Below are 21,932 nucleotides of genomic sequence, written 5' to 3' on the forward strand. Positions count from 1 at the left end.
GTAGCTTGGCTGTTAGAACTCAATCTGTACGAGTGCCCACACAGATGATTGCTTTATATTGTTAAAGAACGTTGCGACGTTGTCGCTAGGGATGCGTATAATACATCCTTTATTTTTCGAGTCAACACTTAATTTTAAACTTTCTTGCGATGATTTAAACTTAAGTTTTACTTAACTCTCTGATTAGCTCATGCCCCGCTATGCGTTGCGCTCTGCCGTCTCAGTGGGGTCGCATTATAGGGAGAACAGATTTTTACGCAAGCACTTTTTTAAAGAAAAACTAAAAAAACACACTGTTCGGTCAGTATCTGAGCTAAAACAGATAAAACAGCTAGTTTTATAATCAAATCAGGCTTTGCTGGTACTTAAATAAGCGCTACTGTTACACTGATACTATTCATATTGTTTAATTTAAAGGTGCATATATGGCAATACGTTCTTATAAAGGAATAACTCCTGCGTTTAATGATTCTGTTTATATAGACGAGTCGTCTGTATTAGTCGGTGATATCACCCTAGGTGATGATAGTAGTGTATGGCCACTAGTTGCTGCCCGTGGTGATGTTAACCATATTCGTATCGGTAAGCGCACTAATATACAAGATGGTAGTGTTTTACATTTATCAAGAGCGACTAAAAGCAATCCTGAGGGTTACCCGCTTATTATTGGTGATGATGTTACCGTAGGTCATAAGGTAATGCTGCATGGCTGCGTTCTAGGTAACCGCATACTCGTGGGCATGGGCGCTATTATTATGGATAACGTAATTGTAGAAGACGAGGTGATTATTGGTGGTGGTGCTTTAGTACCTCCTAATAAGCGTTTAGAGTCTGGCTATTTGTATGTAGGTAGCCCAGCGAAACAAGCCCGCCCTTTAACAGATCAAGAGCTGAGCTTTTTAAAAGTGTCTGCCGATAATTACGTGCAGCTTAAAGATGAATACTTAGCTGAAGACGCGAAATAACCACAACTTTTTGCTTAATTAAGTAAACTCACTTCTATTTGCCCTGCCGAGTTATAGCTTTCGTCTTCGATTAGCTGCTCGGCACGCTCTTCATAATCAAATCGATATTGTTCAAAATAACGCGTTGCATGACTCTCATCGGCTAAATTTAAACTACTTACAGCAATCACACACTCAACTAGCATTCCGCTTACTTGTGCAAAAAAAACTAATTGATGAGTTGGCTCTCTAAATTCGAGTCGGTCTATAAACTGTATTGCTTGATTCATTTAAGTACTCCCTGCTTTAATGCAATAACAACGGGAACAATGTCCGGCATTTTATTTCGCCATACATAATAAGCTTGTGCAGCTTGCCCTACTAACATGCCACTGCCATCTAATAGCTTAGCCGCTTTATTGTGTTCGCTCACCCAATTCATAAATAGCGTATTTTGCGTCGCATAAAACATATCATAAGCCATTTCACATGCGCTTAAGTGCTTTTCGCTTAACGCAGGTAACTCGTTATTCATGCTACTTGAGGTTGAGTTAATAACTAAATGATAATCGGCAGAAGGAAGGTCGTCAAAACCATACCCCGAAACATTGCCGTGCCCAGTAAAGAGTTTTGCCAATGTTTGGGCTTTGTGTGCCGTGCGATTAACGATAATGATTTCTTTAGGCTGCTGCTCAAGTAAAGGTAAAATAACACCACGGGCAGCGCCACCTGCACCAATGATCAGCAGGCGTTTACCTGTTATTATTATTTTATTCGCTAGTAAATCGTTCACAAAGCCTATGCCGTCGGTGTTATCACCGAGTAAGGTACCATCATCGCGCTTTTTAAGGGTGTTTACTGCGCCTGCAAGTTTAGCAACTGGGGTTAGTTCATCGGCTAAAGCAAAGGCCTGCTCTTTAAAAGGAACAGTGACATTTGCGCCTTTGCCTCCTTGCTCAAAAAAAGTCGCGACTGTTTTTTCAAACTCATCGATAGGTGCTAAGATTGCGCTATAGTCGATTTGCTCTCCCAATGACTTAGCAAACTGCTGATGTATGCTGGGAGATTTTGAATGTTTGATTGGATTTCCAAAAACCGCATATTTGTCCATTTTAAACAACCTCTTTGCAGTTTTAGTACTGCCTATTAACGATGATAAAACTATGATTAAAAGACTCTTTTCAAGATCAAAGCCGTCTACAACCACTCAAGCGCCTACGCCAGAGAAAACCCCGTATGAAATCATCGGCGGAGAAGCGCCCACGCGTGCAATTGCCAATAGATTCTACGACATAATGGCCAGCGATGAATACGCTAAACCGTTATATGATATGCATCCTCAACCATTAGATAGAATTCGCCAAGTATTTTTTGAGTTTTTATCGGGTTGGCTTGGTGGCCCAGACTTATTTGTAGAAAAACATGGCCATCCAATGCTGCGCAAACGCCATATGCCATTTCCTATTGATCAAGATTTACGTGATCAGTGGATGTATTGCATGAATAAAACCTTAGACATAGAAATTGATAACCCCGTTTTACGCGAAGGTTTACGCCAATCACTGGCACAGCTTGCCAGTCATATGATTAATCAGCATTAATTTACCCCGTTCTTTAATTGGGTATTATTTGCGCTAAGTCAAAACCCGCTTTTCTAAAATAGAGATAATACCCTATCAAATAGTTAGAAAAGCGTGGCGCGTGTGAAATCAATCCAACATAAAATTTATGCTTTGTTAGCGTTAACCGGCATTATTGTACTCATAGCCAGTATTTTTAGTAGTACGAGCCAACAGCGCACACTCGCACAAGATACGGTAGCAGAAAACATCAAGCTACTTGCCGACAATTACTTCGACTCAATAAACACCATGATGCTAACGGGCACTATGGCTAATCGAGAATTATTGAGTCAAAAGCTGCGTAAACATCCTAATATTGAAGACGCCCATATTATTCGCTCTGACATAGTCAATAAGCTGTATGGACCAGGCAATAAAAACCAAACAGCGAGTAATAATAGCGAACGCGAAGCGCTGCAAGGCAAAGAAAGTTTATTTATAGAGCAAAGCAATAATAATCGCAGTATGACCTACCTTCGTCCTATGTTTGCTAGCACAGACTACAAAGGTACAAACTGTTTGGGCTGCCATCAAGCACAAGAAGGCGATGTACTGGGTGTGGTAAAAATTAGCTATTCCTTAGCCGATATTGATAGCGAGGTAACTTACAACACCTTAATAACCACCAGCCTACTGTCTACTATTTTTATTATTGCCTTTGTGCTGCTAGGTATAGTGTTTAGAAAAATATTTATAGTGCGCCTTAAAAAGCTCGGCCATGCAATGCACTTAGCCACTACTAATAAAGATTTAACCTTACGCATTGAAGATAACGCCGAAGATGAACTCGGCTGGCTTGCCACTAGTTTTAACCAAATGATTGCTACGTTTAAAGATAACATTACTCAGGTATCTCACTCTTCAAAAGTGCTTATTCATTCAGCAGAGAAAATTTATACTTCTGCCGATACTACTGAGCGCGCTATTTTAGAACAAAAGAAAAGTACCGACTCGGTAGCTGCAGCAATTAATGAGCTAGAAAGCTCATCCAATGAAGTAAGAAACACCACTCATTTTGCTCAAGAAAAATCTGAGAACAGTAATGAGCTAGCACAGCAAAGCATGCAGGTTGCAGAGCAAACCGAACTCAGTATAAATCAACTAGCTGAAGATGTACGCCAAGCGGCAGATCAAGTGAGACAACTGCAAGAGCAAACGCTTGAAGTGGGTAAAGTGCTTGAGGTGATCAGCAGTATCGCCGAGCAAACAAATTTATTAGCACTTAATGCAGCCATTGAAGCTGCCCGTGCAGGTGAAGCAGGCCGAGGGTTTGCCGTTGTTGCTGATGAAGTACGAACTTTAGCAACCCGAACTCATGCCTCTACCGATGAAATACGCCGTACTATAGATAAGTTGCAATCAGAAGCAGCGCAAACAGTTAAAACCATGGGTGAGTCCTGTGCGGAGGCAGACGAAAGAGCGCAACAAGTACAACAAGTTGCACAGGCTTTAAAAGATATTTCTAGCCAAATGAATGAAATAAATGAGCTGAATATTCAAATAGCCGATGCGACAGAGCAGCAAAATCTAGCCGCCGAAGAAATAAACAGAAGCGTTGTTGGTATCAGTGATAATGCAGAGCAATCGTTAGTAGATGCGGATGAAAATCAAAAAGTCAGTGAAGAGTTACTCAATTTAGCTCGCTCGTTAGATGAGCAGGTACGAAGCTTTAAACTAAAACAATAATTTTAAAAGCCAGTCAATAAGTAGTTTATTGACTGGCATATCATTCTTAGCCCAAAGCTAACCAATCACGTGGCTTTAAGAAATCTTTATATAGTAATGCCTCTGCACTGTCTTCGGCTGGGGTATAGTTATATTCCCAACGTGCTAAAGGTGGCATCGACATTAAAATAGATTCAGTTCGGCCACCGCTTTGTAAGCCAAATAATGTGCCGCGGTCCCAGACTAAATTAAACTCAACATAACGACCACGGCGATATAATTGAAAGTCGCGTTGTTGTTCGGTGTACTTATCGTTCTTGCGACGCTCAATAATAGGAACGTAAGCATCTAAAAAGCCATTACCCACCGATTGCATAAATGCAAAGCTTTGCTCAAAACCTAACTCATTCAAATCGTCAAAAAATAAGCCGCCTACGCCACGAGTTTCATCTCGATGTTTTAAATAAAAGTATTCGTCACACCATTTTTTATATTTTGGATAAACATCATCACCAAACGGCTGACACACATCGTGCGCAACTTGGTGCCAATGCACTACATCTTCAAGTACAGGATAAAACGGGGTTAAATCAAAACCACCACCAAACCACCAAATCGGTTCTTCACCTTCTTTTTCGGCAATAAAAAAGCGTACATTGGCATGGCTTGTTGGTATATGCGGGTTTTTAGGGTGGATCACTAACGATACACCACACGCATGAAAACTGCGTCCGGCAAGCTCAGGTCTATGGGCAGTGGCAGAGCCCGGCATAGAGGCACCAAATACATGAGAGTAATTAACCCCCCCTTGCTCAATCACATTACCATTAGTGATAACGCGAGTACGACCACCGCCGCCCTCTTCTCGCTGCCAGCTGTCTTCAACAAACTGTGCTTTTCCATCAGCCGCTTCTAAGCCTTGGCAAATGGTGTCTTGCAAAGCCATAAAGTACGCTTTTACTTGTTTTAATAATTCGCTTTGCATCGTTAACCTCTGAATACATTGCTTGTCATGGCATCTTTAATGGTACTTGGTTGCGTATTACCACCTAATGGTTCATCAACATAAAAACTAACCTGCTCGGCAAACTGCTGCTGAGCTTCAACAATACTTGTTACCGTTGCTTGGCCGGTTAAATTAGCACTTGTTGATACCAGTGGTTTACCAAACTGTTGGCATAAACGTTTAACTGTAGGGTGGTTAGTTACTCTTACTGCAATAGTATCAAACTGCCCTGTTAACCACTTTGGGGTAGACTTAGCTGCAGGCATCACCCAAGTGAGTGCGCCTGGCCAACTTGAAAAAATATCGGCACGTTTATCCATAGGCAGCTTAGCGTCATCGACGTATTTTAATAATTGCCCGTAATTGTCAGCAATTAAAATAAGCCCTTTTTCAACGGGGCGTTGTTTAATACTCAATAAACGTTCCACCGCCTGTTGATTGTCAGGATCGCAACCAAGGCCATAAACAGCTTCGGTTGGGTATAAAATAACATCGCCTTGTTCTAAGCTAGTTATTGCAGCAGATAAAGAAGAAAGGTCAGACAAAATTGTCTCCAGAGATATTTACGTTATTCAGTGGCAGCAAACTTATGCATACAGCTTTTTTGTGGGCATTGTAACACAACACCACTCGCGGTTTTTTTCTCAGTAACAACTGGCCAGTCACATACAGGACACGCTTGAGCTACAGGTTTATGATTAAGCGTATATTTACAGCTTGGATAACAGTCGCAAGAATAAAACACTTTCCCAAATTTATTGCTGCGTGAAACCAAGTGGCCTTTTTTACATTTAGGGCAACTAATCACAGGCTCTTCACTTGGCGTATCGTCATGCTCACTGGCAATATAATGACATTCAGGGTAACCGGTACAGCCAATAAACATACCGTAGCGGCCATTTTTCACCACCAGCGGCTTGCTACACTCTGGACACTCGCTGTCCTCAAGTATTTTGATTTCATTGCTATCATGATGTGCAAGCGGGCGAATAAAATCGCACTTAGGATAACTAGCGCAGCCTAAAAAAGGCCCAGATTTACTATTACGAATGACGAGTTCTGAACCACATTGCGGGCATATCTCATATTCTTTTTCTAAGGCGTGTTTATTAGCCGAGAAAAGTGAATGATCGATTTTACTCATGTAAATCCTAGTGGTTGGTGAATTTTCGCCTAATATACCCAAAACCCTTAAAGATACAAGCTATGGCAGTCGGTTTGTTAACGCTGAAAATAATAAAACACGCAATAATGATTACTCACATCATTAGTCGTGAACCTGTTAATGTAACACTTCACTGGGCTCATCAAAAATAAGATCTTCCATTTGCTCATACGCCTGCTGAGAATCAGGGGCGTTAAATAACACCATAAGAATTAACCATTTTAAATCTTCCAAAGTAATAGCTGAATTATCAAGCGCCGCTAAACGGTCCATCACCATTTCACGAGTGGTGCTATTAATAACGCCCGTTTGTTCAACAAACATTAAAAAGCCGCGACACTCGGTGTCGAGAACTTGGCACTCACTGTCGGTAAAAATACGCACTGCATGTTGTGGAGTGGCTAATAAATAAGGCGATTCATTGCTGTATTGTAATGCGGCAAGTTGATCTAACCAGTCAATGGCTTTGTTAATTTCGGGTTTGTTAAACCCAGCGCGGAGTAACTCATCGGTAAGTGTGCTTTGCTCAACAAATACATCACTTTCGCTGTGAACATAGTTTTCAAATAAATACATGAGAATATCAAACATATTATCCTCCAGCGCTTAATTTAATATAGCCGTCTAATACACGTTCAATTTGATCGTCTAACTCTAAATCAAGCAATCGCGCTTGTACTTTATCAATTGGCCACTGTACTCGACGCATAATATCGTCCACACTGGTCACCTCAAAACCAATACTGTTAAGCACCTCGCAATCTGAGGTTACAGCATCAGTTAACTCTTTATAGTTTAGACCAGAAGGGTATGAAAAGTTCATCTCATCAAGAATATCGGCGACGTTTTCTACCAGCTTAGCACCTTGCTTAATTAAAAAATGACTTGCTTGTGCCAGCGGGTTTTTAATTGAGCCTGGCACCGCAAAAACGTCTTTATTTTGTTCAAGCGCATAACGTACGGTGATCAGTGAGCCACTTTTAATTTCGGCTTCAACAATTAAAACGCCTAAAGAGAGTCCTGAAATAATACGATTACGCCGTGGAAAGTTATGCGCGTTGGCCGCGGTGCCCGGTAAAAACTCACTTACCAATAAACCCTGTGTTAATACTTGCTCTGTAAGTAACTTATGGCGTTTAGGGTAATAAACATCAACACCAGTCCCCAGTACGGCAATGGTTTTACCATTTCCTGCCAGCGCTCCTTTATGGGCAGCACCATCAATGCCACGCGCCATACCAGAGGTTACTGTTATGCCAGCAAGCGTTAGCTGATGTGCAAATTCTGCAGCAATTTCAAGTCCTGTGGTGGTTGCATTTCGACTGCCAACAATCGCAATTTGTGGAGAAGACAGTAAGCTGATATCGCCTTTACAAAAAAGTAATAATGGCGCACTGGCTATTTGTTTTAGGTGTTCTGGGTAGGTGGTATCAAAAATACTAATAACAATAATATGTTGCTGGCTAATAAGCTGTTCATAATGCGCAACTTGCTGCCAATTTGTATTAAGTAAATTGCTTGCTTGGCTCGCTGTTAAGCCCAACATAACCAGCTGGGAATGGGATAAGGAAAACAGCGACTCTAAACTGTGCTGCTTAGAGAGGGCTAATAGCGTTTTTATTCCAAGCCCTTTGCATAAGTAAAAGGCAAGCCAATGGCTTAGCTTGCCAAACGATTGCTCCATGTTCCCTCCTAGAACACCGACTCGCTACTTAATGAATTACTGCCAAATCTCCAATGCGAATTGGGTGCTGATTTTTAGTGATCAGCGCATAACTAACTTTGTCATACACTTTAAAAATAATCATTTCACCAACTTTCTCTGCTGGCATTTTCCAAGTAACGCTATCTTCATCGGTTTCTGAGCCAAATAATTCGCTAGTAGCCGATACCAATTTTTCTAAACGACTTGAATCTTCGGTATAACGCGGGCCTCTGGCACTATCAATCACCTTAGGTGACTGACGTTCAATATCCAGTACATGACCTACTTTAACTTGTTGCTCTGAACCTAAGTTTAGCACCACTACATCCATAGTGCTAAATTCTCTCACCTCGCGCGGAGAGGCAATCACTTGACCCTGCATTGGCTGTTCAGGACGATGCATCTCAAAATATACTGGCAGCATCTGCCCTTCCATTGCAGGTAATAAAAAGTCACCCTGTTTGATCTCACGTTTTACTGATTCAACTCTTACTGAGGCAGGTTCGCCATTGGCCGCATCACCTGTTCTAAATGCACGAGCCATACCCACATAAGATGCTCTACTCGCTAACTCTTCACCGGTATTAGGGTCAGTATAAGGCGCACCTTTATGATAAATAGCATATGCCTGATGACGTTTTAAGTTACCTTTTACATATAAAATATGGTCAATAGTTTGGGTTTTGGTATTTTCGTTGGCGCCCAAAATATAGGGCTTTTCTTTTATGGTATCGCTGTTAATAGCTTGCTCAAACGACAAATACGGTTTAATCAACGCAAGAGGTAAAGTTGTTATCGCATCTTTCCCTTTTGGCGTAATACGTCCCATAGGTGATAGCTTTCGATACGCTTTATTAATCACTAAACGCGGATTACCGTCTGTATCGTAAATTAATGCTAACGCATCTCCCGGATAAATAAGGTGAGGGTTGTCTATTTGTGGGTTCATTTGCCATAGTTCAGGCCATAACCAAGGTTCGTTTAGATATATAGCTGAGATATCCCAAAGCGTGTCACCTTTTTTCACAACATACTGTTTAGGTGCATCTTTTTTTATAGTTAGTACATCTGCCAGCACAGGAAAAGTTGCACCTAATGCAAGTATAATTGCAATTAATGGAGATTTCATTGAGCTTCCTCATAGTGTTTTTTCATTATTATTAACCAAAACCTGTTAAAGGGGAACGTGAATGGCTAAAATAAGAACATACAATACCCTAAATTTAAGCATAAGTGTAAAAGGTAACTATGGCTAGGTTAGAAGTTTTAAGATTTCCAGATGAACGTTTACGTACAATCGCAAAAGAAGTAACTGTTGTTGACGATCAAGTGCGTGAAATTGTCAAAGATATGCTAGAAACTATGTACGATGAAAATGGTATTGGGCTTGCTGCTACACAGGTTGATATTCACCAGCGTATTGTGGTGATCGACGTATCAGAAGAGCGCAATGAACCACTCGTGCTTATCAATCCGCAAATTATCAAAAAAGATGGCTCAACCGTGAGCGAAGAAGGCTGTTTATCAGTTCCTCATTCGTATGCAAAAGTTGACCGTGCAGAAACCGTTACCGTAGCTGCACTGAACGAAGAAGGTAAAGAATTTATTCTTGATGCTGACGAATTATTAGCGATTTGTATTCAGCATGAACTTGATCACCTTCAAGGTAAATTATTTATTGATTATTTATCTCCATTAAAGCGCCAACGCATTCGTAAAAAGCTTGAAAAAGAAGCGAAGTTTGCAGCGCAGTAATAAGCACCTTAGTAAATAATTAGGAAACTCAGTGACACAACCATTACGCATTATATTTGCCGGTACGCCGGACTTTGCTGCACGCCATCTGCAAGCACTCATAAATAGTGAACACCAAATAGTGGGCGTTTACAGTCAACCAGATCGTCCAGCGGGTCGCGGAAAAAAACTAAAAGCCAGTGAAGTAAAAGCGCTTGCATTAGAACATGACCTACCCGTTTTTCAACCGCAATCACTCAAAACAGACGACGCACTTGAAGAGCTAAGCAGCCTCAATGCCGATATCATGATTGTCGTTGCCTACGGTTTAATTTTACCTAAAGCCATTTTAGATGCCCCACGTTTAGGGTGTTTAAATGTACATGGTTCTATTTTACCGCGCTGGCGTGGCGCCGCACCTATTCAACGCGCTATTTGGGCAGGCGATCAGCAAACCGGTGTAACCATAATGCAAATGGATGAAGGGCTAGATACCGGCGATATGCTGCATATTAGCCGCTGCCCTATTGATAGTACTGAAACCAGTGCAAGCTTATACACTAAGCTTGCTGAACTGGGACCTGGTGCATTAATCGATACCATAAATCGTTTAGCTAACGGGGACATAACGCCTGAGCCACAAAACGATGCTGATGCCAATTACGCTAAAAAGCTCTCAAAAGACGAAGCCAACATTGATTGGTCTATGGATGCCGAGCAAATCGAGCGTAACATTCGTGCATTTAACCCATGGCCAGTATGCTTTACCCAAATGCGTGGTAATACGGTAAAAATATACCAAGCAAACGTGGTTGAACAATCAGGCGAAGCTGGCACTGTATTAACAAGTGATAAAAACGGTATCGTTGTGGCTTGTGGTAAACACGCTTTATCTATTGGCGAATTACAACCACAAGGCAAAAAGCCAATGGCAATTAATGATTTTTTAAACGGTCGTAGCCACTGGGTCACACCCGGCACCGTATTAGGCGAAAATAATGAGTAATGTAAGCAATGTCAGAGCGCTAGCCGCTGAAACTTTATATAACGTGGTTGATAAAGGCGCATCGCTTAATCAAGAACTCCCTTTCGCTAGCCAAGGCCTATCTCCTAAAGATAAAGCCTTACTGCAGCAAATTTGCTATGGAGTATTGCGTTACTTACCTAGCCTAGAAAATTATTGCCAGCATTTAGTAGAACAACCGCTTAAAGGCAAACGCCGTATTTTCCAGTTTTTGTTGTATGTGGGCATTTACCAACTACAACACATGCGTGTACCGCCGCATGCAGCAATTAGCGAAACCGTTAATGCGTTACAACAATTACGCGCTCTTGGCTTAAAAGGGCTTATTAACGCCATTTTACGAAGCTTTCAGCGCCAACAAGCTGAGCTTGAAGAAAAAGCCAAACAAATTCCGGTGTGTTTATACAACCATCCAAACTGGTTTATAAAGCAAGTAAAAGAAGCCTACCCAGATAGCTGGGAAGACATTCTAGAAGCTAATCAGCAACAAGCGCCAATGTGGCTTCGAGTGAATCAATCGCAGTTTAGCACCCAAGAATATAGCGAAATGCTAACCGCTAACGATATTGAACATACTCTAAATCCTGATTTTATTGATGGCATTAAACTAAGCAAACCACGCGATGTGTTTTCACTTCCTGAGTTTGATACCGGTGCCTGTTCAGTACAAGACGCGGCAGCGCAGCTTGCTGCACGCTATCTAGACCCACAAAATGGTGATTCAATACTCGATGCCTGCGCAGCGCCTGGTGGTAAAACCTGCCATATTTTAGAGCTTGCCGACGCAGATGTGCTTGCGCTTGATAGCGATGCCACACGCCTAGAACGTGTTAAACAAAACCTAGAACGCATAGGTTTGGGCGCCGACTTACAATGTGGTGATGCATCGCAACCTCACACTTGGTGGGATGAAGAACAGTTTGATCGTATTTTGTTAGATGTACCCTGCTCTGCAACTGGCGTAATTCGTCGTCACCCAGATATTAAATGGTTACGTCGCGCATCCGACATTAACGATTTATCGACCCTCCAAGGCGATATACTCGACAGCATTTGGCCATTGTTAAAGCCAGGCGGTACATTGGTGTATGCAACCTGTTCGGTGCTTCCACAAGAAAACCAACAACAAGTTGCTAAGTTTTTAGCTAATAATGAAGACGCAGAGCATATTCCTTTGCACAGCGAAGACACTAAAACCACACCAGGCTTGCAGTTATTACCAGGCGAAAGTGACGGTTTTTACTACGCTAAATTAGTTAAAAAAGCCTAGGCAACACATTTAGCTACTTCAATTTAGAGGTAGCTAATACTTTGATGTAATTAGTATTAATAATACGGGTACATAATGAAAATAATCATACTCGGTGCTGGGCAAGTTGGCGGCACACTCGCAGAAAACCTAGTGGGTGAACAAAACGAAATAACCGTAGTTGATATCGACGGTAACCGCTTGCGCGAACTGCAAGATAAATACGATTTACAAGGTGTTGCAGGCCACGGCGCCCACCCTGACGTGTTAAGTCGCGCAGGGGCTGAAGATGCCGATATGATTATTGCGGTGACCAGCTCAGATGAAGTTAACATGGTGGCATGCCAAGTTGCCTACAGTATTTTTAATACACCGACCAAAATAGCCCGTATTCGCTCTGAGCAGTATTTAAAATACCGCGAAAAACTCTTTCATAATGATGACTTACCTGTCGATCATTACATAGCCCCAGAAGCACTCGTTACTAAGTATATTCGCCGCCTAATAGACTACCCTGGCGCATTACAAGTACTGCAATTTGCCGATGGCATGCTCTCTTTAGTGGCTGTAAAAGCCTACTATGGCGGCTTATTGGTAGGCTATGCCCTATCTACACTTAAGCAGCATATTCCTAATGTTGAAACTCGAGTGGCCGCTATTTACCGCCAAGGTAAAGCGATAAAACCGTTAGGCACCACCGTAATAGAAGCCGACGATGAAGTATTTTTTATTGCCGCAACCAAACACATTCGTGCGGTAATGAACGAGCTACAAAAGCTGGAACGCTCGTATAAAAAAATCATGATTGCCGGTGGCGGTAATATTGGTGCAGGCCTAGCCCGTTCACTGGAAAGAAACCACAGCGTTAAGTTACTAGAGCGAAGTAAAGAGCGTGCCGAACAGCTTTCTGAAATGCTCGACAACACCGTGGTATTTTGTGGTGATGCATCCGATCAGGAGCTGCTCTCTGAAGAACACATTGAACAGGTTGATGTGTTTATTGCCGTTACCAACGACGATGAAGTAAATATAATGTCGGCTATGCTCGCAAAACGCATGGGGGCACAAAAAACCATGGTGCTTATTCAACGAGGTGCTTACGTTGATTTAGTACAGGGCGGCGAAATTGATATTGCTATTTCACCACAACAAGCGACTATTTCTGCGTTGCTGACTCACGTGCGCCGTGGCGACATTGTAAACGTGTACTCGTTGCGTAAAGGGGCTGCAGAAGCCATAGAAGCCGTTGCCCATGGTGATGAAAATACCTCTAAAGTGGTAGGTCGCGCAATTGCCGATATTAAATTGCCAGCAGGTACCACAATAGGTGCAATTGTGCGAAATGACGATGTACTGATTGCCCATGACGATACAATTATTTTGTCAGGCGATCATGTAATCATGTTCTTAATTGATAAAAAGCACATTAACGTGGTTGAAAAGTTATTCCAAGTTAGCGCAATCTTTTTATAAGTAATTCCTCCTTTTTATTCACAACCCGCTTGTAAGTAAAAAGGAGAACACCTAAAGCTAAATGAAAATCATTATCAAAAGCATTTACTAGCAAAGGAAAATCCATTAGTCTCTTCTTGCTCGATTATCAAGCAGCGACATCTACAGATGTGAAAAGTTAATTTCACGTTTTTAAATAAAAATGGATTTCAAATGATACACCTACTCTCAAAGAAAAATTCTCCCATAACTCATTACACTCTGGTTGGCCTTTTACTTTCAACAGTTTCAACTCAAACGCTCGCCCACACTAGCGAAGGTATCGAAAGGTTAACCGTAATCGGAGAGCAAGCGAAGGGCTATAGAGTTAATTCTATGAGCTCTGCAACTGGCCTTGAGCTATCACATTTGCAAACGCCGCAATCAACGATAGCGATAACAAGCGACTTCATGGCAGACCAACAACTAAATACCGCAATTGAAGCTATAACCAGTGTGACAGGCATAAATGCGCGAGAAGCAGATAATGGTAAGTTTTCTATTTCAGCCCGAGGTATTAGTGTCACCAGCATACTTTATGATGGCATAGCGACCACCTATGACACCCGCTTTAATTATGGAGATAACCTAACCGATACCGCAATTTATGATCGTATCGAAATAGTTAGAGGAGCAACGGGGTTAATGCTGGGCGCGGGTAACCCTTCGGCAGCAATTAACTTGATACGTAAACGCCCAACTGCAAACACTCAAATAAATCTTACTGCTTCATTAGGCTCATGGGACAACTACCGCGCGATGGTGGATGTGTCGGGAAGCATAAATAATAGTGAAAGTATAAGAGGACGAGCTATTGTTGCTTATCAAGATAGACTCTCATATCAAGATCGCTTTTCGCAAACCAGTCAAACATTATATGGCATTATTGAGGCAGATCTTTCTAACAGTACTTTATTGACTCTTGCTGTTGATAATCAATCGACAACCCCTAAAGGAACAATGTCAGGTGGTTTGCCTATTTTTTATAGTGATGGCTCCCGTACAGCTTATGACAGAGATGCTTCAACGGCTCAAGATTGGGCATCTTCTCAAACCGATGCACTTAATGCGTTTATTCGCCTTGAGCATTACTTTAATGCTAACTGGCAGCTAACCGCTAATTATGTCTATGGTGATAACGACCTAAACTATGATGTGTTTTGGGTAAAAGGAGAGCCCGATCCTATAAACAACACTGGAATGATGCCAGGTTCTATAAACTATATTGATGCAAACAGAACGCAGGATACCTATGAGGTCGAACTCAATGGTCGGTTTAATTGGCTGGGCCAAAGTCACCAACTGCTATTTGGTTATAATACCCAAGAGCAACAGTTTTCGACCCCTTATTATGCTAGCCAACAAAGTGACTATGTTATCGGCGATTTCACTGACTCTAGTTATAGCATTGCAAAACCAACTTGGCAGTCAGAAGCCGCTTACGGCTCTTATGGCACAACTAAACAAGATGCGCTTTATGTTGCTGCACAACTAAATATAACCAATGCCTTGTCTTTAATTGTTGGAAGCCGGTTAAATCAATGGCAAACCAAACACGATAATTTTGGTCGCATGCATGATTACAAAATAAGTGATGAACTAACTAATTATTTTGGAGCAACTTATGAACTAACACAGAGTTGGGCTTTGTATGCTAATTACACTGATATTTTTACACCACAAAGTCGAGTTGATAAAAATGGCAATTATTTAAGCCCTATTGAAGGTAAGAATTATGAACTTGGCATAAAAGCTTCTGTACTTGATGAACGTTTAGACATATCCCTTTCTGGATTTAAAATTTATCAAGATAATGTGGGCGAGTACACGGGCGATACCATTGCAGAAACACTTCAGGCCATCTACAAGCCCATTAACGGCACATTAACTCAAGGCTACGAGCTAGAAATCAACGGAAAATTAACCGATAACTGGAACGCTTATTTTGGCTATACCCATAGTAAAGGCGAAAAACCGGATAATACGGTATTAAATACCACCAACCCAAACGATCAATTTAAACTTTTTACTAGCTATCAACTCTCAGGTGCATTAGACAATCTAAAATTGGGTGGAGGCTATCGCTGGCAAAGCAACAGCTATGACGAAGTTAAAAACCCTGTTTATGGCGCTGTTGAGGTAAACCAGCCTAGCTATGGTATTGCAAGCCTAATGGCAAATTATCAAATGAATGAGCAGTTATCTGTTAGTCTAAATATCGATAACTTATTTGATAAGCATTATTACAGTCAAATTGGGTTCTATAACCAATATCGTTATGGTAAGCCAAGAAGCTTCTCTCTCCAACTTAAATATAGCCTCTAACAAGCACAAAAAAGCCGCTGACTATTAAGCGGCTTTAGTGGAGTATGATGGGTTAATACTTATTGTACTCTTGCAAACTCTTCTTTAGAAAGTTCACCATTTCCGTCGGTATCTAAATCATCAAAAATGTTCATTAGTTGTTTATTAGCGGCGGCTTCCTGCTGGCTAATTACACCATCGCCATTACTATCAAAAGAGGCAAAATCTACCGCTGCATAAGCTGCTGATGATGACGCTAATACTAAAATCGCAAGTGTTGTGTTTATTGCTTTCATAATAAGTCTCCTATAAGAGAGAAATCCTTTTCTGAGATCCCTGTGCAATGAAAAAAGTCAAAAATTAAAAGTTTGCAAACTCAGCTTTAGAAAGCTCACCATTACCGTCAGTATCCAGCTCAGTAAATGCGGCTGTTAAATCAGCGTTTACAGCGGCTTCGCTTTGACTAATAGCACCGTTACCATCAGTATCAAGCATGTCAAAGTCGCTTGCTGCAAAAGCAGCTGATGAAGAAGCTAGCGCGATAAGTGCAAATGTTTTATGTAATGTTTTCATAATTTAATCCTTCAAAATGTAATGCAATGGTCTATCAAAAAATTGTGTCTGGCTATCACGGTCCTTGTTATTCTCTTTCATAGGCTTCCTTGCCTATTTAGGTTGTCTTTGGCAACTCAGAATATACTTAGCCTTGCCTTATGCTTTCGAAAATTCTTCTTTTGATAGCTCACCGTTTTGGTCAGTATCAAGCTCTGAGAACATGCTCATTAATTTTGCATCAACCGATGCTTCGCTTTGGCTAATAGCACCGTTGCCATCGGTATCTAGTGTGTCGAAGTCGCTCGCTGCAAAGGCTGCTGACGAAGAAGCAAGAGCGATAAGTGCAAATGTTTTGTGTAATGTTTTCATAATGAGTATTCCTTAAAATCGTTTAAATAATGAGGGAGCTTTTAACTCCCAAAACTTTAATAGCTTAGGGTTATGCTTTAGAGAACTCTTGTTTTGATAACTCACCGTTTTGGTCAGTATCAAGCTCTGAAAACATGCTCATTAATTTTGCATCAACCGATGCTTCGCTTTGACTGATTGCGCCGTTGCCGTCAACGTCTAGCGTGTCAAAGTCGCTTGCTGCAAAAGCGGCTGATGAAGAAGCCAATGCGATAAGTGCTAAAGTTTTATTAATGCTTTTCATAATCTATCTTCCTTCAAAGTTTATGTTTTATGCGATTAAGTGTTTTACTTTAAATCACGTTTCGTTCAATACAGCCTGACTATTACAACTTCGATGCCAAAAATATAAAAACCATAATTTTCAATACATTAACCAGCAACTAGCTGAAAATGGCGCTATTTAACTCGTTATTTTGTTGCTTTTTAGCAACAGTAGATAAGGCAATAAAATTAAAACAATAAAAATCAAAGAGTTGAGTTTAGGGAAAACCCCACACAGTCGGTGAGCAACCGCTAAAAAAGAGGATTAAATAAACAAAAAGGAAGGTGAGTTGAGTTTAATTTTGTTATAAACAAAAAAATTAGAATAAAAAACATATTTAACTAATTGTTTTTAATGAATTTATAAAATAAATTTGAAATGGCTTTTAAAAATAACAACAACACATGGCTATTTGTTGCAAAAGAGCGAAAATGTTAGAGCTTGTTGATATTTTAGAATTGTAAAATGTTTAGCGTCGAAAGATAACTGGTCTTATACAATTTCAACTTCAAGTGCATTAGGGTCAATGAAGTGATCCCCCATCAGGGCTTTCATTTGCTCTTCACTGGCAAATAATCGAATTCCGCAATATATGCCCTTAGCATGTTTTTTCACACTGCATATTTGCCCTTCGTGCTTTGTATCTTCATCAAACACTACGATGCAACGCATATCTTTAATGTCGTCGATTTCTTGGGTTGTTTTAATATCAAACATAACACCCGTTAACGAAATATCTTTTATAACACCTTCAAAGGAAGGGCGATCATCCGATAATTTTAACTTGGCTGGAAACAGCGTCGGTATACGCGCTTGCGAGCGCAGTTCAAATAGCTGTACTTGTGAAGGATAGTCGATAAACAATAACTTAGCCGGGTGAGATGCTACAGACATAAGCTGCTGACGAAACGCTAAAACATGCCCACCACTGCCCTCTATAAGCGCTCTTACCACCACCATCACACCATCGCGTAAATAATCACTTGCCATGGGGAGCCGTTTTGCATTGGGGTAATTTAAAACAATAAACTTATTTTCTAATAAGCCTATAAACTCTGTTTTTACGCGTCGGCTACTCGTGGGGGTGAGGATTTCTAAATCAACTATGCCACCCGTGACGATTTGGTTTAACTTTTCCAAATTGGTTTTTCGCATATTTCCTTCCTGATATTTATAACGTTATCCACGCCAAAATGTTGGGGTAAATAGCACAAGTAAGGTAAATATCTCTAAACGACCAAATACCATTGCCACGGTTAATATCCATTTTGCAGTATCGGTAATAGCGCCATAATGAGAAGCAACATCTCCTAAACCAGGCCCAAGGTTATTTAAACACGCTGCCGTTGCTGAGAATGCCGTTATATTGTCTAACCCGGTGCCCATTAACGCTAACATAATAATAATAAAGACTAGTGCATAAGCCGAGAAAAACCCCCATACCGCTTCAACTACTTTATCTGGTAGCGCCTTTCGTCCTAACTTTATAGAGTATATAGCTCGAGGATGCACTAAGCGGTTTAGCTCTCGCACCCCTTGTAGATAAAGTAAAAACACGCGCACTACTTTCATACCGCCGCCAGTTGAACCAGCACAGCCACCAATAAAACTAGAGAATATTAATAAAATAGGTAAAAACAAAGGCCAAGCAGAAAAGTTATCTGTGGCAAATCCTGCGGTGCTGCTTATAGATACAGCTTGAAACAATGCCTGATCGAGGGTTTCATCGCCATTGGCATAAACATCGTGAGATGAAAGTACCGTGAAACAAATCACCACCAGCGCGAGCTGAATACATAGAAACACTTTGAATTCAGGGTCACGAATGTAGACACTAATATTACGACTCGCTACAGCAGCATAATGCAGAGAAAAGTTAATGGCTGCGATAATTAAAAAGAACACACAAATAAAGTTAATTACTGGGCTATCAAAATGCCCCATTGAAGCGTCATAAGTAGAAAAACCACCAATAGCCACCGTAGAAAAAGCGTGGCAAATTGCATCAAACCAATTCATGCCAGCGCTCCAATACGCCAAAGTACATGCAAGGGTAATAGACACATAAATATACCAAAGGTGTTTAGCGGTGTCGGCTATACGCGGGGTCATTTTGGAATCTTTAACGGGGCCTGGAATCTCAGCCCGATACAACTGCATACCACCTACGCCAAGCATCGGCAGGATTGCTACCGCTAATACAATGATCCCCATACCACCAAACCACTGTAATTGTTGGCGATAAAACAATACCGATTTAGGCAGATACTCTATACCGGTCAGCACGGTAGCCCCTGTTGTGGTTAAGCCAGAAAAAGCTTCAAACACGGCATCGGCTAAAGAGAGGTTGGGTTCTTGTAAAAATACCAGCGGTAAGGAGGCAAACGCGCCTAGTACTAGCCAAAACAGAACCACGATTAAAAAGCCTTCGCGGGCTTTTAAATCGCCATGCTCATGCCTATTTGGGTAATAAGCCATTAAGCCAATAACAACACTGAATATAAAGGCTAAAACAAACGGCACCCCTCCACCATCTTTATAAATTAAAGACACTAGCGCTGGTGGCACCATAGTAATACTGAATAGCGCAACCAATTGGCCAAGAATTTTTATGATGGTACGAAATTGCATTGAGCGTATCGCTTTTTTATTAGTAAATTAAAATAACTACTGTATGACTCGAAATTTAATGTTTAATCATTAAATGGGATGAATGTAAGACTATTACTCTTTGATTGTTAACTCAACTGCGCCGTGGCTTAAATCAAAAATATCTTTGATGGCTTGCTGCGCTTGGCGACTATCAATGGTAATAGTCCACTCAATATTTGCAGTAAACTGCTTTTCAATATTAAGTACCTGAAAGTTCGTTTTTAAATGTTGCTCTATCGCCCCTTGCATACTGTATTCACTAAAGCCCACCAGCTCAGCGCTCGGCACTTTCACCACGGTTTGTAGTTTTGCTAAGGCATTATTGAGTGAACCACCATAAGCACGCACCAGCCCACCCGTACCGAGCTTTATACCTCCAAAATAACGTGTTACCACAGCGGTCACTTCACCTAAGCCTGAGCCCACTAGCACATTAAGCATGGGTTTACCTGCGGTGCCATTGGGCTCCCCGTCATCAGAAAAACCATAAACATGGCTGCCACCTGGGTTACCTGCAACATGTGCCCAACAATTGTGACGTGCATCACTGTATTTTTCTTCAATATTTTTAATAAAGGCTTTCGCAGCATTTAGATCGGGCGTGTGACCTATATGAACGATAAAGGTACTTTTTTTAATTTCTTCTTGATGAAATACAGCTTCGGCTGGGTATTTATATTCAGACATAGCACTTACTTAGGCTTTAATTAAAAAAAATGGGGCCAAAAGGCCCCTTTGTATCCGTTTATTTTAGCGCGTATTGACTAACTCGTCTTTAATAAGGATTTAGTCGAGTAATAAATTACGCGTCATATTTTCTAGGCTATCTTCGTGAACAATAATATTGTCCTCGATACGAATACCGCCAAAAGGTTTAAACGCCTCGACCTTTTCCCAGTTAATAAACTGCTTATTGTCTGTTTGTGCTAAATCACCTAATAAAGAGTCAATAAAGTACAAACCTGGCTCAATAGTAAATACTTGGTTTTTCTCAATTAAGCGAGTACAGCGCAAGAATGGATGACCCTCTGGTGGCGCTTGATGTGCCCCTGTTTCATCACGCATAAAACCACCCACATCGTGAACCTGTGCACCTAAATGATGCCCTAAGCCATGCGGGAAGAAAGTTGAGGTAATTTGACGCTCAACAATTTCGGCTGCAGGTAGTTTAACAATATCAAAATCACTTAATAGCTGAGCAATACGGTTATGACAATCAATATGCAGATCGCCATACAGTAAACCTGGCTTTAAGCTTTTTCCTAACTCAATTTGGTGCGCTGTCATAGCGTTAACTAAGTCAGCAAACTCACCCTGCTTTTTAAAGTCGTAGGTACGGGTAATATCCGCAGCGTAACCATTAAAATTAGCGCCCGCATCAATTAAAAATGAATTATGCGTTTGTGGTGCTTTTGGCTCAAAATGGGTGTAGTGCAAAATAGCGCAGTTTTCGTTAAGTGCCACAATATTGCCATATGGCATTTCGTTTTCACTTTGGCGCGTTGCCATTAAGTAAGCTTGCTGAATATCAAACTCGCTACCACCATTAAAAAACGCATCACGCGCTGCTTTATGGCCATCAACCGCAATACGATTCGCATTACGTAAACATTCAAGTTCATATTGCGTTTTATAAGCACGGTGGTAATGAATATAGTTAAGTACTGGCTCAGGGTTCATAATACTAAAGCCAAGTGCTTGTGCTACTTCGAGGTATTCACCAATGTAGGCAAATTTAGCTTTATCGTAAGGTAGTAGCTTTTCAACCTGATCGGGTTGTAATAACAATTCAATATCGAAGTATTCTGCCCAAAAATCTCTTGGCTCATCAGGTACTTTATGCCAAAAATCAATTGGGCGATAAAAAATAAGTTTTGGCTTATCGCTACCATTTACCACAATCCAGCAATGTGGATTATCAATAACCGGTAGCCACGCTTTAAAATGAGGGTTAACTTTAAACGGGTAATACATATCATCTAAAAATTGGCGCTTAGCTTGGCCTGAATGAATGACTAATCCTTCTAACCCTTCTTGCTCACAAATAGTACGTGTACGCTGCTGCAATGTTGCAATATGTTCGGCGTATAAAACGGCTAATTTTTCCATAATAAACCCATCTGTTAAATTTAACTTGCTTTGA

The 21,932-nt window shown here is 41.0% G+C and carries 24 protein-coding genes; 8 read left to right on the forward strand and 16 right to left on the reverse strand.

Going from position 1 to position 21,932, the window contains the following annotated elements:
- Window positions 1-425 precede the first annotated feature (425 nt).
- The gene (locus QL984_RS15620) at window positions 426-965 is read left to right on the forward strand and encodes a gamma carbonic anhydrase family protein (protein WP_013463677.1); all 540 of its coding nucleotides are present in this window, start codon (window positions 426-428) and stop codon (window positions 963-965) included.
- Between the two features lie 14 nt (window positions 966-979).
- On the opposite strand, the gene QL984_RS15625 is transcribed toward QL984_RS15620, so the two are convergent.
- Window positions 980-1,234: a DUF1488 domain-containing protein gene (locus QL984_RS15625; protein ID WP_013463676.1), complete on the reverse strand. Its 255-nt coding sequence runs from the start codon at window positions 1,232-1,234 to the stop codon at window positions 980-982.
- Window positions 1,231-2,055: a shikimate dehydrogenase gene (aroE, locus tag QL984_RS15630; protein WP_013463675.1), complete on the reverse strand. Its 825-nt coding sequence runs from the start codon at window positions 2,053-2,055 to the stop codon at window positions 1,231-1,233. The genes QL984_RS15625 and aroE overlap by 4 nt, the downstream gene beginning before the upstream one ends.
- 52 nt (window positions 2,056-2,107) lie before the next feature.
- On the opposite strand from aroE, the gene QL984_RS15635 reads away from it, so the two are divergent.
- Both QL984_RS15635 and QL984_RS15640 read left to right on the forward strand, forming a co-directional pair.
- Window positions 2,108-2,545 (forward strand): group II truncated hemoglobin, encoded by a 438-nt coding sequence (locus QL984_RS15635; RefSeq protein WP_013463674.1) that lies wholly within the window; start codon window positions 2,108-2,110, stop codon window positions 2,543-2,545.
- A gap of 102 nt (window positions 2,546-2,647) precedes the next feature.
- Window positions 2,648-4,252, forward strand: coding sequence for a methyl-accepting chemotaxis protein (locus tag QL984_RS15640; RefSeq protein ID WP_013463673.1), 1,605 nt, complete (start codon window positions 2,648-2,650; stop codon window positions 4,250-4,252).
- A 46-nt stretch (window positions 4,253-4,298) separates the two neighbouring features.
- Here QL984_RS15640 and hemF read toward each other — a convergent pair whose 3' ends face one another.
- The 6 genes from hemF to QL984_RS15670 all read right to left on the reverse strand — a co-directional run bounded on the left by hemF (window position 4,299) and on the right by QL984_RS15670 (window position 9,236).
- Window positions 4,299-5,216 (reverse strand): oxygen-dependent coproporphyrinogen oxidase, encoded by a 918-nt coding sequence (gene hemF, locus QL984_RS15645; protein WP_013463672.1) that lies wholly within the window; start codon window positions 5,214-5,216, stop codon window positions 4,299-4,301.
- A gap of 2 nt (window positions 5,217-5,218) precedes the next feature.
- Complete coding sequence (locus QL984_RS15650) at window positions 5,219-5,782, reverse strand: L-threonylcarbamoyladenylate synthase (RefSeq protein WP_290172942.1); 564 nt, start codon at window positions 5,780-5,782, stop codon at window positions 5,219-5,221.
- Between the two features lie 23 nt (window positions 5,783-5,805).
- A complete protein-coding gene (locus QL984_RS15655; protein WP_013463670.1) occupies window positions 5,806-6,381 on the reverse strand; it encodes a type I DNA topoisomerase in 576 nt (191 codons plus the stop codon).
- A gap of 138 nt (window positions 6,382-6,519) precedes the next feature.
- Window positions 6,520-6,993, reverse strand: a complete 474-nt coding sequence (locus QL984_RS15660; RefSeq protein ID WP_013463668.1) for a DUF494 family protein — start codon at window positions 6,991-6,993, stop codon at window positions 6,520-6,522.
- A 1-nt stretch (window position 6,994) separates the two neighbouring features.
- Window positions 6,995-8,086: a DNA-processing protein DprA gene (gene dprA, locus QL984_RS15665; protein WP_013463667.1), complete on the reverse strand. Its 1,092-nt coding sequence runs from the start codon at window positions 8,084-8,086 to the stop codon at window positions 6,995-6,997.
- A 28-nt stretch (window positions 8,087-8,114) separates the two neighbouring features.
- Window positions 8,115-9,236, reverse strand: coding sequence for a LysM domain-containing protein (locus tag QL984_RS15670; protein WP_013463666.1), 1,122 nt, complete (start codon window positions 9,234-9,236; stop codon window positions 8,115-8,117).
- A gap of 119 nt (window positions 9,237-9,355) precedes the next feature.
- Between QL984_RS15670 and def the strand changes: the two genes are divergently transcribed.
- The 5 genes from def to QL984_RS15695 all read left to right on the forward strand — a co-directional run bounded on the left by def (window position 9,356) and on the right by QL984_RS15695 (window position 15,930).
- Window positions 9,356-9,862, forward strand: coding sequence for a peptide deformylase (def, locus tag QL984_RS15675; RefSeq protein ID WP_013463665.1), 507 nt, complete (start codon window positions 9,356-9,358; stop codon window positions 9,860-9,862).
- Between the two features lie 31 nt (window positions 9,863-9,893).
- On the forward strand, window positions 9,894-10,847 hold the full coding sequence (gene fmt, locus QL984_RS15680) for a methionyl-tRNA formyltransferase (RefSeq protein WP_013463664.1): 954 nt from the start codon (window positions 9,894-9,896) through the stop codon (window positions 10,845-10,847).
- Window positions 10,840-12,135, forward strand: a complete 1,296-nt coding sequence (gene rsmB, locus QL984_RS15685) for a 16S rRNA (cytosine(967)-C(5))-methyltransferase RsmB (protein ID WP_013463663.1) — start codon at window positions 10,840-10,842, stop codon at window positions 12,133-12,135. Before fmt ends, rsmB begins: the two co-directional genes overlap by 8 nt.
- 75 nt (window positions 12,136-12,210) lie before the next feature.
- Window positions 12,211-13,587 carry a Trk system potassium transporter TrkA gene (trkA, locus tag QL984_RS15690; protein WP_008112933.1) on the forward strand — a complete coding sequence of 459 codons (1,377 nt, stop codon included), beginning with the start codon at window positions 12,211-12,213 and terminating at the stop codon, window positions 13,585-13,587.
- A 354-nt stretch (window positions 13,588-13,941) separates the two neighbouring features.
- A complete protein-coding gene (locus tag QL984_RS15695) occupies window positions 13,942-15,930 on the forward strand; it encodes a TonB-dependent siderophore receptor (protein WP_013463662.1) in 1,989 nt (662 codons plus the stop codon).
- A gap of 59 nt (window positions 15,931-15,989) precedes the next feature.
- On the opposite strand, the gene QL984_RS15700 is transcribed toward QL984_RS15695, so the two are convergent.
- From QL984_RS15700 to pepQ, 8 genes are all read right to left on the reverse strand, one after another.
- The gene (locus QL984_RS15700; RefSeq protein ID WP_013463661.1) at window positions 15,990-16,205 is read right to left on the reverse strand and encodes an EF-hand domain-containing protein; all 216 of its coding nucleotides are present in this window, start codon (window positions 16,203-16,205) and stop codon (window positions 15,990-15,992) included.
- A gap of 64 nt (window positions 16,206-16,269) precedes the next feature.
- Complete coding sequence (locus QL984_RS15705; protein WP_013463660.1) at window positions 16,270-16,482, reverse strand: EF-hand domain-containing protein; 213 nt, start codon at window positions 16,480-16,482, stop codon at window positions 16,270-16,272.
- 138 nt (window positions 16,483-16,620) lie between these two features.
- Window positions 16,621-16,833 carry an EF-hand domain-containing protein gene (locus QL984_RS15710; protein WP_013463659.1) on the reverse strand — a complete coding sequence of 71 codons (213 nt, stop codon included), beginning with the start codon at window positions 16,831-16,833 and terminating at the stop codon, window positions 16,621-16,623.
- 70 nt (window positions 16,834-16,903) lie between these two features.
- On the reverse strand, window positions 16,904-17,116 hold the full coding sequence (locus QL984_RS15715; protein ID WP_013463658.1) for an EF-hand domain-containing protein: 213 nt from the start codon (window positions 17,114-17,116) through the stop codon (window positions 16,904-16,906).
- A 513-nt stretch (window positions 17,117-17,629) separates the two neighbouring features.
- Window positions 17,630-18,292: a flagellar brake protein gene (locus QL984_RS15720; RefSeq protein WP_013463657.1), complete on the reverse strand. Its 663-nt coding sequence runs from the start codon at window positions 18,290-18,292 to the stop codon at window positions 17,630-17,632.
- Between the two features lie 24 nt (window positions 18,293-18,316).
- Window positions 18,317-19,768, reverse strand: a complete 1,452-nt coding sequence (locus QL984_RS15725) for a TrkH family potassium uptake protein (RefSeq protein ID WP_013463656.1) — start codon at window positions 19,766-19,768, stop codon at window positions 18,317-18,319.
- Window positions 19,769-19,861: 93 nt separating this feature from the next.
- On the reverse strand, window positions 19,862-20,476 hold the full coding sequence (locus tag QL984_RS15730) for a YigZ family protein (protein ID WP_013463655.1): 615 nt from the start codon (window positions 20,474-20,476) through the stop codon (window positions 19,862-19,864).
- A 99-nt stretch (window positions 20,477-20,575) separates the two neighbouring features.
- Window positions 20,576-21,898, reverse strand: coding sequence for a Xaa-Pro dipeptidase (gene pepQ, locus QL984_RS15735; protein ID WP_013463654.1), 1,323 nt, complete (start codon window positions 21,896-21,898; stop codon window positions 20,576-20,578).
- Window positions 21,899-21,932 lie beyond the last annotated feature (34 nt).

The organism is Pseudoalteromonas sp. APC 3495, from assembly GCF_030407645.1.
Taxonomy (GTDB): domain Bacteria; phylum Pseudomonadota; class Gammaproteobacteria; order Enterobacterales; family Alteromonadaceae; genus Pseudoalteromonas; species Pseudoalteromonas tetraodonis.